The following is a 12,736-nucleotide window of genomic DNA, read 5'->3' on the forward strand; positions in this document are numbered from 1 at the left end:
AACTGCCGATGCAATCGGTTGGAAAAAAACACCGAAAATATCAATCCGCCAGCTAGCGGATTGAATATTTTGCTAACACAAGAGGAATCGTGTTCTACTTTCTTGAAAAACTCGAGTCGGACACCGTCTTTTGGGTTCGACTTGGGTTTTTTTTACACGAACGAAACCTGAAAACTTTGTCCGCCAGCTGGCGGATTATAGCCTGTCATATTGATGAAAAAGCCGACTTGATCTGATAACCTTCAATACACGATTTGTTTGGCAGCAAAACTTTCGCAAAGATAAATACACGAAGGGACTTGTGTTCCACATTTTCAAATAACGCAATCTCGTTCCCAAGCCCCTGCTTGGGAACACACTTTTATTCGAAGCCCCTGCTTCGAGTAATCTTTGTCCGACAGCTAGCGGATTAAATATTTTGCTAACACAAGAGGAATCGTGTTCTACTTTCTTGAAAAACTCGAGTCGGACACCGTTTTTTGGGTTCGACTTGGGTTTTTTTTACACCAACGAAACCCGAAAACTTTGCGAAAGTTATAGCCTGTCATATTGATGAAAGAGCCAATTTGATCTGATAACCTTCAACACACGATTTGTTTGGCAGCACAACTTTCGCAAAGATAAATACACGAAGAGACTCGTGTTCTACATAAAACTTTGCGAAAGTTACAGCCTGTCATATTAATGAAAAAGCAGATTTGATCTGATAACCTTCAATTATCAACCAATTAACTAATTACTTTGAAAAGTTTGACACCAAAACCCCAACTCAAGATTTTATATCTTACAAAATAATCAAAGGAATGTATTATGCAATTACATAAGGCTTTTATAGAAATAGCAAAACGCTACGGAAATAAAATTGCTGTTTATGATCAGGCTACAGGCAAGGACACAACTTACAGTAAATTGCTTATTGCCTCTCTTATTCTTTCCAAAAAAATTGCAAAGCATCGCGGCGAACACGTTGGAATTATGGTGCCAAACTCCACGGGATGTATTGCCTCAATTATCGGCTCTTTGATGTGTGGAAAAACACCGGTAATGATAAATTATTCCACCGGAGCAAGTCAAAACGCAATTTATGCTCAGGAAAAATGTAGTTTTAAGACAATTATTACAAGCAAAAAACTTCTCGAAAAAATCGGTGCCGAATTTGTTGATGGAATGGTCTATATTGAGGATATAGTCGCAGATATAGGAACTATGGAAAAGGTGAAAGAGGGACTTAAATCCAAACTACCTGCTTCTATGATAAAATCTACGATCCACGATGGAAGCGAAAATAAGGATTCTGTCATTCTCTTCACCAGCGGAAGTGAAAAAGACCCAAAAGCCGTAGAATTATCGCACAAAAATATATTCCACAATATTCATGCAGTCTCAAAAAGATTCAGTTTTACTTCGGAAGATATTTTTCTGGGAAATTTGCCATATTTTCATGTTTTTGGAATTACAACAAACCTATGGATTCCGCTTATTATGGGTGCTTCAATTGTAACTCATGCAAATCCGCTGGATTTTCGAGCAATTTGCAAATCAATTAGGGAATACCATATTACGGTGATGATCGGAACTCCTTCTTTCTTGTACGGTTATCTTAGAAAAGCCGAATCAGGTGATTTTACCTCAGTACGATTTGGCATTGCCGGTGCGGATAAATTAAGTGATCTTGTAAGAAATGGATATAGAGAAAAACATAATCTGAAAATTCTGGAAGGATACGGGACAACAGAAACAAGTCCGATTATCTCTGTCAATTCTTTGGATGCAAACAAACCCGGTAGCATTGGTCCCCCCCTTGATGGTGTGGAAGTAAGAATTGTGGACAGAACAACATCTAAGGATTTACCTGCAAACAAAGTTGGAAAAATCCTCGTGAAAGGCGATCTGGTCATGAATGGTTACCTTGGTGATGTGGAAGAAACCTCGCGCCGAATCCAAGATGGATGGTACGATACCGGCGATATGGGGCTGATGGATGATGACGGCTACCTCTGGCACAAGGGAAGACTGCGTAGATTTGTAAAAATCGGCGGAGAAATGGTTTCCCTTGTAAAAGTAGAAAATATATTGGAAAAATTATTGCCACAGGGTACAATTTGTTGCGTAGTGGATGTTCCAAACCCAACTAAGGGAGCAGACATCGTAGCGGCAATTACAACCAAAGAAATTGATAAGCGACAAATCCAAAAATTAATGAAAAAGGAATTACCCAAAATTGCTATTCCCAAAGAATTCCATCTGATTGAGGATATTCCATTGATGGGAAGCGGGAAAGTTAACTTCCGCGAAGTAGAAAAAATTTGCAGAAAATTAGAAGGAAAGAAAAAATAATTTCGGAGTCCAATTAATGTTTAGTAAAAACAAAAAATCCCTTAAGGATCAATCTTCTTCAGAAAAAAAGAGCAAAAAGAAAAAATCTGTAATTAGAGAATGGGTCGAAGCAATAATCTTTGCCGGTATCGCTGCGATCATAATTCGAACTTTTGTAATCCAAACTTTCAAAATTCCATCCGGCTCAATGGAAAGCACTTTTATGACAGGTGATTTCCTCATTGCAAATAAATTTATTTTCAATTTTAGAGAACCTAAACAATTTGAACCGATAATTTTCAAATATCCCGCCGATACCTACAATCCACAGCCGGAAGAAAGATATGCAAAATTAATCCGTCCAATTTATTGGGATAAGAAAAACTTCCTTCCCAAATATTATATGCGGCGTGATTTTATTAAAAGAATTATCGGTATGCCGGGTGATACATTGCAAATTATTGATAAAAACGTTTACATAAACGGTAAATATTTGAAAGAACCATACGTTCAGCATATTGATTATCGGATAATCCCTCGCACAAAAGGTCAACTTTATTATGGTTCCAAATTTATGGGCAGTCGTGATAATTTTGGGCCTGTTGTTGTGCCGGAAGGCAGTTATTTTGCAATGGGAGACAATCGGGACAACAGCAGTGATTCTCGTTATTGGGGATTTCTTGATAGAGATTTCATCAGAGGTATCCCCATGATTCTTTATTGGTCGTGGGACAATCATCACAGAATTCGCTGGAGAAGAATTCTAAAAATACCGAAATAGTGCTGTTTGCTGACATGCTGAAATGCTGAAATGCTGAAAATAACCTCAAAAAAAAAGATAGCTGTTTATATTCATATCCCGTTTTGTACAAAAAAATGTGCTTACTGCGGATTTTATTCTGTAAACTATGATGCGGATTCTGTAGAAAGGTACTTTAAAAATTTGCGGAACAGTATCTCCAATTTTCCTTATAAAAATGAATATGAAGTATCCACAATTTATTTCGGGGGTGGCACCCCATCTTTAATCCCATTTCACCAACTGTATTCAGTCGTGAGCGCGATCGTAAATAATTTTTCGGTAAATAAAAATGCGGAAGTTACACTCGAGGCAAATCCGCTAAATATAAGCAAATCGTCGGCGAAAGATTATCGCATTCTGGGAATTAATCGCATTAGTTTGGGCGCACAATCTTTTATTGATTCCGAGCTCAAATCTCTCGGGCGTCTGCACACACACAAAGAAATACAACCTGCTGTAGAAAATATCCGCAGAAATTGTACTGAAAATATCTCTCTTGATCTAATGTTTGGAATCCCATCTCAATCCAAAAAAACTTGGGAAACTTCTCTGCAAAAAGCAGCAGAACTCAATCCAAACCACATCTCATCCTACTGCCTTTCTCTGGAAAATAATACTTATATGAAAAACAATGCATCGTCATACGATTTTCCCGATGAGGATTTGCAAAGAGAGATGTATTATTTTATGCTTGATTTCCTTGCTGAAAACGGATTAGAGCAATATGAAATTTCAAACTTTTCCAAGTCCGGTTATAAATCCAAACACAATTTGGCATATTGGCATGGGGATGAATACATCGGTTTTGGAGCAGCTGCTCATTCTTTTTACAAGATGAGGAGAATCGCGAATCCGGCAAATATCGAAAATTATTGTGGGCGAATTGAGGACGGAAATTATCCGTTCGAAAGCGACAAAGAAATTTCCGAAAGAGAATTTATCTCAGATAAAATCGTGTTGGGTTTACGGCTTAGCGAAGGAATTTATTTACCTGAATTTAAGAATAAATATAATTTTGACGTTGAAAAAAATTTTAAAAAAATAATTTCTCAACTTATTAAATCCGATTTTTTAATGAAAAAAGACAACAGACTGAAATTGACAAGAAAAGCACTTTTTGTGTCCAATTCAATTTTGAGTGAGTTTATCTAACTAACTCAATCATCTCTGATTGAGACTTTGTTTTTTTATTTCCACGAGACGAGTAGAAAACAAGAAAGGTTCAATGAAGAAATTTTTAAGAACAATTTTCACATTCGCATTTTTTATTATGCTGCCTTCTTTTATTTACGCAGACATTTTGATCCCGATGGATCTATCTCAAACGAATCATCTTAAAGCGTATGGGATTACTTTTAAAGCTCTGGAAAACGGGTGGGATTGCAAATGGCTGTTAAATTATCGCGACGGTTCTTTCCTAATTCCTGAAAGTGCAACCATAAAAGATTTGTGTCACATTCGAGGTGTTTATTATGAGAAAGTTTCACCCACCGATATAATTCAAATCGAACAGATCATACAGAAATCTAATATGGATATAATTCACCTGGAGAAAGCTCCCAAGATTGCCGTTTATACTTTACCGAAAAACATGTCGGACCAAACCAAAGGCTTTGCCGGAGAACCCTGGGATGACGCAGTAACTTTGGCTTTGACTTATGCCGATATTCCTTACGATACAATTTACGACCCGGAGATACTTCAAGGTAAATTGGACGAATACGATTGGTTGCATTTGCATCATGAAGATTTCACCGGACAATATGGAAAATTTTATGCAAGTTTCCGTAATGCAAAATGGTATCAAACAATTCAGAATTTTGAGGAAAATCTGGCAAAAAAACTCGGATTCAAAAAAGTCTGGCAACTTAAACACGCTGTGGTCGAGATGATCAATTCTTATGTGGAAAATGGTGGTTTCCTCTTTGCTATGTGCGGTGCTACGGATACCTTTGATATTGCTCTTGCTGCAAAAAATTTGGATATTTGTGCCACACCATTTGACGGCGACCCGATACAAAGTAATGCCGAGAAGCAGCTTGATTTCGATCGGACCTTTGCTTTCAAGGATTTCACGCTTGTGAAAAATCCATTTGAATACGAATTTTCCAGCATTGACGCGAGTAATTATGCAAAAATACGCGGAGCGGAAGCGGATTATTTTACATTATTCAATTTTTCTGCGAAGTATGATCCGGTGCCCACCATGTTAACTCAATGCCATGCGAACGTTGTAAATGGATTTTTGGGACAAACCACCTCATTTCATAAAAAATATGTGAAAAAAAGTGTGATCATTCTCGGCGAAGTAGAAGGAGCAGAAGAGGTAAAATATATTCATGGAAATATCGGTAGAGGGACTTTTACCTTTTATGGAGGACACGACCCGGAAGATTATCAGCATAAAATCGGAGATCCGCCAACCCGATTGGAATTATATAAAAACTCGCCCGGGTACAGACTTATTTTAAATAATATTTTATTTCCTGCTGCCAAGAAAAAAAAATTGAAAACGTAAGAAAAAATTTGTGTTTTGAAGCATTTCGGATTACAACATCAACTTGCCCCGCGTCCGCCGGCTGGCGGACACGAGGCAGGCGGATATTTTACTCCAAAATTAATATGAGAAAATCCTACGGAAAAAATCAAAATCGAAAATACATCCAGCTTGGTATTCTGGGGATTTCGTTTATTTTTTTCCTTTTGCTAATTCGGGGAGTGCTGGCAAGTGCTCATGCCTATTGCCCTTATTCTCTAGTTTGTTTTGGAACTTGGAATATTTTCACAAAAGGCGTTCCGTTTATTTTTTCCATAGCTATTATTTTCGGAATATTGATTTTGGTTAGTTCTATTTTCTTGGGAAGATGGTTTTGCGGATACGCCTGTCCAATCGGTACTATTCAGGAACTTGTTTATTCTACAAAGCATACTAAGAAAAAATTCAACCAGCTGATCCCGTACAAAATCCACAAATATTTAAATATCATCAAATATGTAATTTTGATATTCACGATAGTCGCAGCTATTCTGAGTTCGCAAGCTCTATATATGAAATTCTGCCCAATTCTGGCAATTGCTCATCCGCAAACAATTACAATCGCCGGAATCATTTCCCTACTAATTATTGTGGTTGGCGGCTATTTCGTCGAAAGATTTTGGTGCAGATATATTTGTCCCTTTGCCGCTTTGATGAATCTGATGCAAAAATTTGCAGACTTCTTAAAGATCAAACGTTACAAAATATTCCGAAATATTCACACAAGTCTAAATTGTTTTAATTGCCCAAATTATTGCCCAATGTACATTGACATCGGGGATAACGAAAAAATAAATAGTCCAAATTGTATAAAATGTTTTAAATGTGTACGTTTGTGTTCGACAGAAGATCCAAAAAACAGCACATGCATTTATAGAGATTAAAAGGTAATAATATGAAAAAACATCTCGTAATTGTATTGATTTTGATTTTTGCTATCTTAATTCCGCTTGTGATTTATTCGCAAAATTCCAAAATTTATAAAATTATCGAATCAAAATGCATCGGCTGCCAACTTTGCATAAAAGAATGCCCTGTGGATGCAATCACAATGCAGAATGGCAAAGCGGTTATTGATGCGGAAAAATGTATTGGGTGCAGTCTTTGTGTGAAAGCGTGTAACTTCGATGCGATCGTTCTGGAAGCACAAAACGAAAATCCGGCTGAGAATGATAAAATGGAAACTCAACAGGTTGCAGATTCCACTAAGAAAACAGAACCGATAAGAATTTTTAAAGTAATCGAAAAAAAATGTATTGGTTGTAATATTTGTGCACATAAATGCCCGACAAATGCAATTGAGATGATCAACCGCAAGGCTGTTATTGATATGGAAAAATGTATCAAGTGCGGTATTTGTGAAGCAGTTTGCCCTGTTAATGCAATAAAAGATACGATGATTGCTCAAGACAGTTTGCAAAAAGCGGAATAGAATATTTTGATTGATGATAAAATTTTCAATAAATTTTTATCCGGTAAATTGGAATCTCGGGATGTGATGAAAATTACTATGGGTTTTCTATAAATAAAATAATAGCTTTTCTGCGAAAATTTACATTTAAAGCAAAACCTGATAAAGGAGTTCGGTGGGATTTCTCCGAGAAGAAGGTTGTGCCGCAGAATAATTAGAGTCTGTCCGTAAACTCTTAAACCTTGCGGATGGTTGGAAACCTCCGCAATGGTTGAAGTTGTAAACGACCACCATTGCGGAGGTTTAGAAAGCAACCATCCGCAAGGTGCTTAAAAATGCGAGTTTACGGATGGACACTAATTAGCGTTATGTTTGTGAGTTGGAAAATCTTAAGTCAAGTTCAAAAAAACGGAATTTAACTCAAGATTTTCCGATGAGACGAGAACTACTACAGAGAATGCTTCAGCATTCTTTTTTCGATTCAGTATGGAGGTTTACCCCCCTCGTAACTTACAGTTTCCTTACCCCAATATCTTCTTTCAAATAATTATCAATTTTTCCCACGAGCTGCATCAGAAAACGGTTTATATTCGTTTTTGCTTTATTTGCCAGAGAAGAACCTTTGAATTCTGGATTTGCCGCCGAAGATCTGGTAAATGATTGATTTAGAGAAATATCTTTATCAAAAAACTTATCTTGAATGCTTCCTTGAATATTTACTTGAAGATAGATTGATTTGAGAAAAGTGTTATTGCCACCATCATAATTCATATCCTTAATCGTAACCGTGATGCTATTCAGTGAATTATCCTCAATGCTTCCAAAATTGAGTTCTGCCCAATCTCTCAATAAATTCTTAAAGGGGCGATTTATATTATAGCTGTCACCTTCCGGTAGAGGAATTGTGTAACTGTTGCCAGCCATAGGTTGTCCGTCAAATACAAATTCAATTCCTTTTGAATTGGGTTTTTGCGGAATTTTTTGGGGATGAATCGAAGGAGTAGCAGCATCGGTTGCATCCATTTCCGCACAACTTCCCAGAAAGCAAAATGCGATTAGTATGAAAATCACAAAAACTAAATATGTCTTTCTCATTTTTTCTCCCATGATAAATTATTAGATTAAGCTCTTTAAAAATTGTTTTCTCTGTCAAGTTCCTCATATTTATTCGCCGGGCGGTTTACACCATAATTATCCACCCTTTTTAATATTTTCTACATAATTAGAGTCCGTCCGTTAAGTACTATTTTTCGACCTCACCCCGACCCTCTCCTATCGAGGAGAGGGAGATAAAAGTTCCCCTTCTCTTTGAAGAGAAGGGGTTAGGGGATGAGTTGTAAAAAGGATGAAAAAATTATCTATTAAGTTAATTAGCGTTATATTTGTGAGTTGGAACAACTTAAGTCAATCCGCCAGTTTTCGGATTAACTCAAGTTTTCCGCAAGAAGGCGGCGTCCGAGTCAGGATTAGTTTAATAACTTTGACAAACTATGCGGGATAATAAAAAAGGCATCATTGATAATAATGTATGAAGAAGGATTTTTCATGACGAATAATTTTAGATTGTACGATTTTTTATCTCCCGAGAGAATTATTGATATTCAATCCGATTCAAAAGATGATGCCCTGAAGGAGCTGGTAGAGGTAATCGCCACGAGCAAAGAAGTTTCGAGCCGGAAAATTTTCGAGAAGAAGGTGTTTGAAAGGGAAAGATTGATGAGCACAGGTATCGGTTATGGGATTGCAGTTCCTCATATACGTGATGATTCTATCAGTAATTTTGTGATTGCTATTGGGAGGAAAACAGCTGGGATAAAATACGATTCAATTGATAACAAACCCGTAAAACTGATATTTATGATCGGTGCTTCCCACAAACAAGATAAAGAATATGTCCGTGTTTTATCGCGTTTGGTTTTACGACTAAAAAATAAAGAATTTATAAAGCAATTGCTTAAAATCAAGCACCCACAGGATATTTACAATCTCATAAAAGAACACGAATAATATGGATGTCAATTTCGTAAACGATAATATCGGAAAGATAGTTCTTTTACCAATTAGTAAATTAATTTAAAACAATTATGAACAAAAATTACAAAAAATTATTAAATGAGTTTACCTCTCATTGGAAAAATTATGTCTTTCAAAGCATTTTTGCTACCATCACAATTTTCTCCATACTTTTTTTCCTGAAGTTTATTGATGCGGTTGTCGTTGCTTCAATAGGAGCATCGGTCTTTATAGTGTTCGCAATGCCCAAAGCAATCACAGCTCGAGCCAGAAATATTATCGGGGGGCATCTTACCGGACTCGTTTGCGGTTCGTTATTTGCTCTTATTCCTCGCACTCTATTTCTAAGCAATATTATTGTATATTCACTTGCCGTGGGATTCTCTATCTTTATTATGGTTGTAATAGACACAGAACACCCTCCTGCTGCCGGAACCGCACTCGGTGTGGCTATGGTCGGGTTTTCACTTAATATATCTTTTGCCCTAATCAGTAGCACAATTATTCTCTCGTTAATTCATCACATATTCAAAGATCAATTGATAGATTTAGTATGAAAAAAGTCATAAATGAAAAAAAACAAAAGATAATTGATCCAGCTTTTGATGGTCATCTAAAAAAGGATTTGAAGATTATGAATTCGGAAGAGAAGCTTTATATCTTTCGAGACAAATTGAATTAAGGTATTTTATTATGAAAAGAATCGGAGCACACGTAAGCATTGGTGGTGGGGTGGAAAATGCCCCTTTGCACGCCAACGAGATCGGAGCAAAGGCATTTGCAATTTTTACCAAAAATCAGAAAAGATGGAATGCGAAGCCTTTTACCAAAGAAAATATTACGAAATTCAAAAAGAATTGTACAAAATTTGGTTATCAACCGGAACAAATACTTCCCCACGATGGTTATTTGATCAATCTCGGTCAGCCGGAAAAAATAAAATTGGAAAAATCCCGAAATGCTTTTCTTGATGAATTGCAAAGGTGCGAGCAGCTCGGATTGAAATATTTGAATTTCCATTCGGGTAACCACTTGAACCAAATTCCTAGAGAAGATTGCCTAAAGCGAATTGCAGAATCCGTAAATATTTGCTTGGATAAAACCAACTATGTTACAGCAGTTATCGAAAATACTGCGGGGCAGGGAACCAGTATGGGTTCCACTTTTGAGGAAATCGCTTTTATCATCCAACATATTGAAAATAAAGAGCGGATTGGAGTTTGCCTTGATACGTGCCACCTGTTTTCAGCCGGATATGATTTGCGAACAGAAGAAACCTATCAAAACACGATGAAACAATTTGATGAATTAATTGGATTTGAGTATCTGAAGGGAATGCACCTGAACGACTCCAAAAAACCGTTTGGGGAACACAAAGACAGGCATGAAAGCATTGGTAAGGGTGAAATTGGCTTGGCTGCTTTCCGTTTTATTATGAATGATACGAGAATTGATGAAATTCCGATGATCCTGGAAACCCCTGAAACGGAAATTTGGGAAGAGGAAATTAAATTACTTTACTCGCTTATTGGGAAATGAAAAGTTAAAATCAGTCAATATCAATCATAGAATCTAACAGAAATTTCATCCACAGATTCGTCCTTATCCAAAATTTTTATAAACTCAACGGTTACAAAAAATCCCTTTTTTTGCTCTGATTCTAATTGTGCCATAATCATTTTTGAGCCGAGTTCCAGATTGCCACTGTATAAACGCACAACAACTTTTCGATCAACAGAGAATGTAGCAAGATTTTCTATTTCGAAGGAAATCTGAGCATAAGCACGCCCTTGCTGCTCTATTTCGATACTTTGTACTATTAGATAAGTATCCATCTGTTTGGAGCAATAGCGAGACAGGAACATCCCGAATATTGAAGATAATATCAACAAAATCCATATTGCCGGAGGTACTCTATGTTTTTGATCTTTCCTAAATCCGATTGGTCGTTTTGGCTTGAACATAAAAATTTATTCTGCTTTCATTTTTTTTCAATATTTTACACAATAAAATAATCGGGCAAGTTTATTGTTTTTTTTCATTTGGATTTCAAAGTTTAAAGAAAATCTATCTTGCCTTCAGATTGATAAAATGCATGGTATTTTTTTATGAATATTAGAAGCACGATAATTCCAATCAGAGTGATTGTTGCTGCTACCAAGAATGAACTTTTATAAGCAAATAATGCTCCATATCCATAATGCATTAGCAGATCAACGATAGGTCCGGCAATTAGTGTTCCCGCAATGCCCCAACTGAGGAAAATGGTTGCATTATAGATCGCAAATCTGCGACCGCGTTTTGCCGGGGGAATCATATAATTTGCGACGGCATAGGATGATGCAATGATTAGAACCTCTGAACCCCCACCCAAGAAATTTGCCAGAAATAATACTATAATTGAGTTTGAGAAAGTAAACATAAGAAGGTGAATAATCGAAAGAAGGGAACTGAAAAACAATATCCATTCCTCCCTCATCTTCTTCAATAAAACTCCTACGAGAATTCCAAACCCAATCATTGCTATTGATCTCATATTCACAATATAACTTAACATTGTCGGAGATAAAGCCATTCCTTCATCAAGAGAAAAGTATTGGGTTTTTATTATCGCAATGGAATTTCTCCCAAAATTTATCAGAATCATTGATACGATAAAAAGTGTAAATAATTTCAGTGCGGATTTTGATTCATTTTTCAATTTGCCATAAGATTCTTTATCCTTATCCGATTTGGAAACACCACCTTCGGGCAGGAAAAAAATGGGAATACAAGAAAGAAGCATTGCTGCCGAAGCAAAAAAGAAAAGGAATCCGCTGCTAAATCCCCAGCCTTCGAAATGATGCCCCAATCCGTCATAAGCCAATCCGCCGATCATAACTCCGATAATCCGCCCGAAACCACCGATGCTGGTTAATCTTCCCCGAATACTTGCAATTTTTTCCGGCTTGAAAATATCCGATAATAACGCCGTCCAACCCAAGTTCGACATTGACCAAAAAATTTCGATTATGGTTAGCCCGATAATAAGGACGTATCCGGAGATGTGTTTGCTGGGCTGGATGCTATGAACGAACCAAGTGAGAGCAGTCCCGATTCCGGCGAGTATTTCCCCCCAGATAATCATTGAGCGACGTTTTTGATACTTATCGGAAATCCTCCCCCAAACAACATTCTGAAAAAGGATGTTTACCAATAGCGGAAAAGTGGCAAAGAAGGTAGTTTCGGTGACGGAAAGTCCGAGATAAAATCGCAGATAGATGGATAGGAAACTGTAAAACAATCCTCTTCTAAAGGTTGCAAGAATTTGAAAAGATGATAATTTATAAAATTTTTTTTGGGATTCCGAAAGCATAGTTTTTTCCATTTATTTTGATTCTAATTAGAGTCCATCCGTAAAGTGCTATTTTTCGACCTCACCCCGACCCTCTCCTATCGAGGAGAGGGAGACAAAAGTTCCCCTTCTCTTTGAAGAGAAGGGGTTAGGGGATGAGTTGTAAAAAGGATGAAGAATATATTTTACTTGATATGCTACTTTACGGATAGACTCTAATTAATTCATTTTCTCACAAAATTGAAAATAAGTGTCAAATTGTATAAATTTAAAGTTGGATTTTGCCCAAATTATATATCGCTTCTGTTTTCCTTTCTTCATCAG

Annotated in this window: 13 protein-coding genes; 10 read left to right on the forward strand and 3 right to left on the reverse strand. The window is 36.8% G+C overall.

What is annotated here, in order from left to right:
- Positions 1–810: 810 nt before the first annotated feature.
- The 6 genes from U9P79_07085 (at position 811) to U9P79_07110 (ending at position 7,086) form a co-directional block, all read left to right on the forward strand.
- Positions 811–2,337, forward strand: a complete 1,527-nt coding sequence (locus U9P79_07085) for an AMP-binding protein (GenBank protein MEA2104385.1) — start codon at positions 811–813, stop codon at positions 2,335–2,337.
- A 16-nt stretch (positions 2,338–2,353) separates the two neighbouring features.
- Positions 2,354–3,097 (forward strand): signal peptidase I, encoded by a 744-nt coding sequence (gene lepB / locus U9P79_07090; protein ID MEA2104386.1) that lies wholly within the window; start codon positions 2,354–2,356, stop codon positions 3,095–3,097.
- A 30-nt stretch (positions 3,098–3,127) separates the two neighbouring features.
- Positions 3,128–4,270 carry a radical SAM family heme chaperone HemW gene (hemW, locus tag U9P79_07095; protein MEA2104387.1) on the forward strand — a complete coding sequence of 381 codons (1,143 nt, stop codon included), beginning with the start codon at positions 3,128–3,130 and terminating at the stop codon, positions 4,268–4,270.
- Between the two features lie 73 nt (positions 4,271–4,343).
- Positions 4,344–5,636, forward strand: coding sequence for an asparagine synthetase B (locus U9P79_07100; protein MEA2104388.1), 1,293 nt, complete (start codon positions 4,344–4,346; stop codon positions 5,634–5,636).
- Positions 5,637–5,740: 104 nt separating this feature from the next.
- Positions 5,741–6,538: a 4Fe-4S binding protein gene (locus U9P79_07105; protein ID MEA2104389.1), complete on the forward strand. Its 798-nt coding sequence runs from the start codon at positions 5,741–5,743 to the stop codon at positions 6,536–6,538.
- Between the two features lie 11 nt (positions 6,539–6,549).
- Positions 6,550–7,086 (forward strand): 4Fe-4S binding protein, encoded by a 537-nt coding sequence (locus U9P79_07110; protein MEA2104390.1) that lies wholly within the window; start codon positions 6,550–6,552, stop codon positions 7,084–7,086.
- Between the two features lie 489 nt (positions 7,087–7,575).
- Here the strand turns inward: U9P79_07110 and U9P79_07115 are convergent, their stop codons facing one another.
- On the reverse strand, positions 7,576–8,160 hold the full coding sequence (locus tag U9P79_07115; protein MEA2104391.1) for a hypothetical protein: 585 nt from the start codon (positions 8,158–8,160) through the stop codon (positions 7,576–7,578).
- Between the two features lie 450 nt (positions 8,161–8,610).
- Here U9P79_07115 and U9P79_07120 point away from each other — a divergent pair, with 450 nt between their 5' ends.
- The 4 genes from U9P79_07120 to nfo all read left to right on the forward strand — a co-directional run bounded on the left by U9P79_07120 (position 8,611) and on the right by nfo (position 10,617).
- Complete coding sequence (locus U9P79_07120; protein ID MEA2104392.1) at positions 8,611–9,072, forward strand: PTS sugar transporter subunit IIA; 462 nt, start codon at positions 8,611–8,613, stop codon at positions 9,070–9,072.
- A 77-nt stretch (positions 9,073–9,149) separates the two neighbouring features.
- Complete coding sequence (locus tag U9P79_07125; protein MEA2104393.1) at positions 9,150–9,635, forward strand: HPP family protein; 486 nt, start codon at positions 9,150–9,152, stop codon at positions 9,633–9,635.
- Positions 9,632–9,760 (forward strand): hypothetical protein, encoded by a 129-nt coding sequence (locus U9P79_07130; GenBank protein MEA2104394.1) that lies wholly within the window; start codon positions 9,632–9,634, stop codon positions 9,758–9,760. The genes U9P79_07125 and U9P79_07130 overlap by 4 nt, the downstream gene beginning before the upstream one ends.
- 11 nt (positions 9,761–9,771) lie before the next feature.
- Positions 9,772–10,617: a deoxyribonuclease IV gene (nfo, locus tag U9P79_07135; protein ID MEA2104395.1), complete on the forward strand. Its 846-nt coding sequence runs from the start codon at positions 9,772–9,774 to the stop codon at positions 10,615–10,617.
- Positions 10,618–10,637: 20 nt separating this feature from the next.
- Here the strand turns inward: nfo and U9P79_07140 are convergent, their stop codons facing one another.
- Both U9P79_07140 and U9P79_07145 read right to left on the reverse strand, forming a co-directional pair.
- The gene (locus U9P79_07140; GenBank protein ID MEA2104396.1) at positions 10,638–11,042 is read right to left on the reverse strand and encodes a hypothetical protein; all 405 of its coding nucleotides are present in this window, start codon (positions 11,040–11,042) and stop codon (positions 10,638–10,640) included.
- Between the two features lie 92 nt (positions 11,043–11,134).
- Entirely contained in the window at positions 11,135–12,433 is a 1,299-nt protein-coding gene (locus U9P79_07145; protein MEA2104397.1) for an MFS transporter, read from the reverse strand.
- Positions 12,434–12,736: the final 303 nt, after the last annotated feature.

Source organism: Candidatus Cloacimonadota bacterium (assembly GCA_034661015.1).
In the GTDB taxonomy this organism is placed as follows: Bacteria; Cloacimonadota; Cloacimonadia; order JGIOTU-2; family JGIOTU-2; genus JAYEKN01.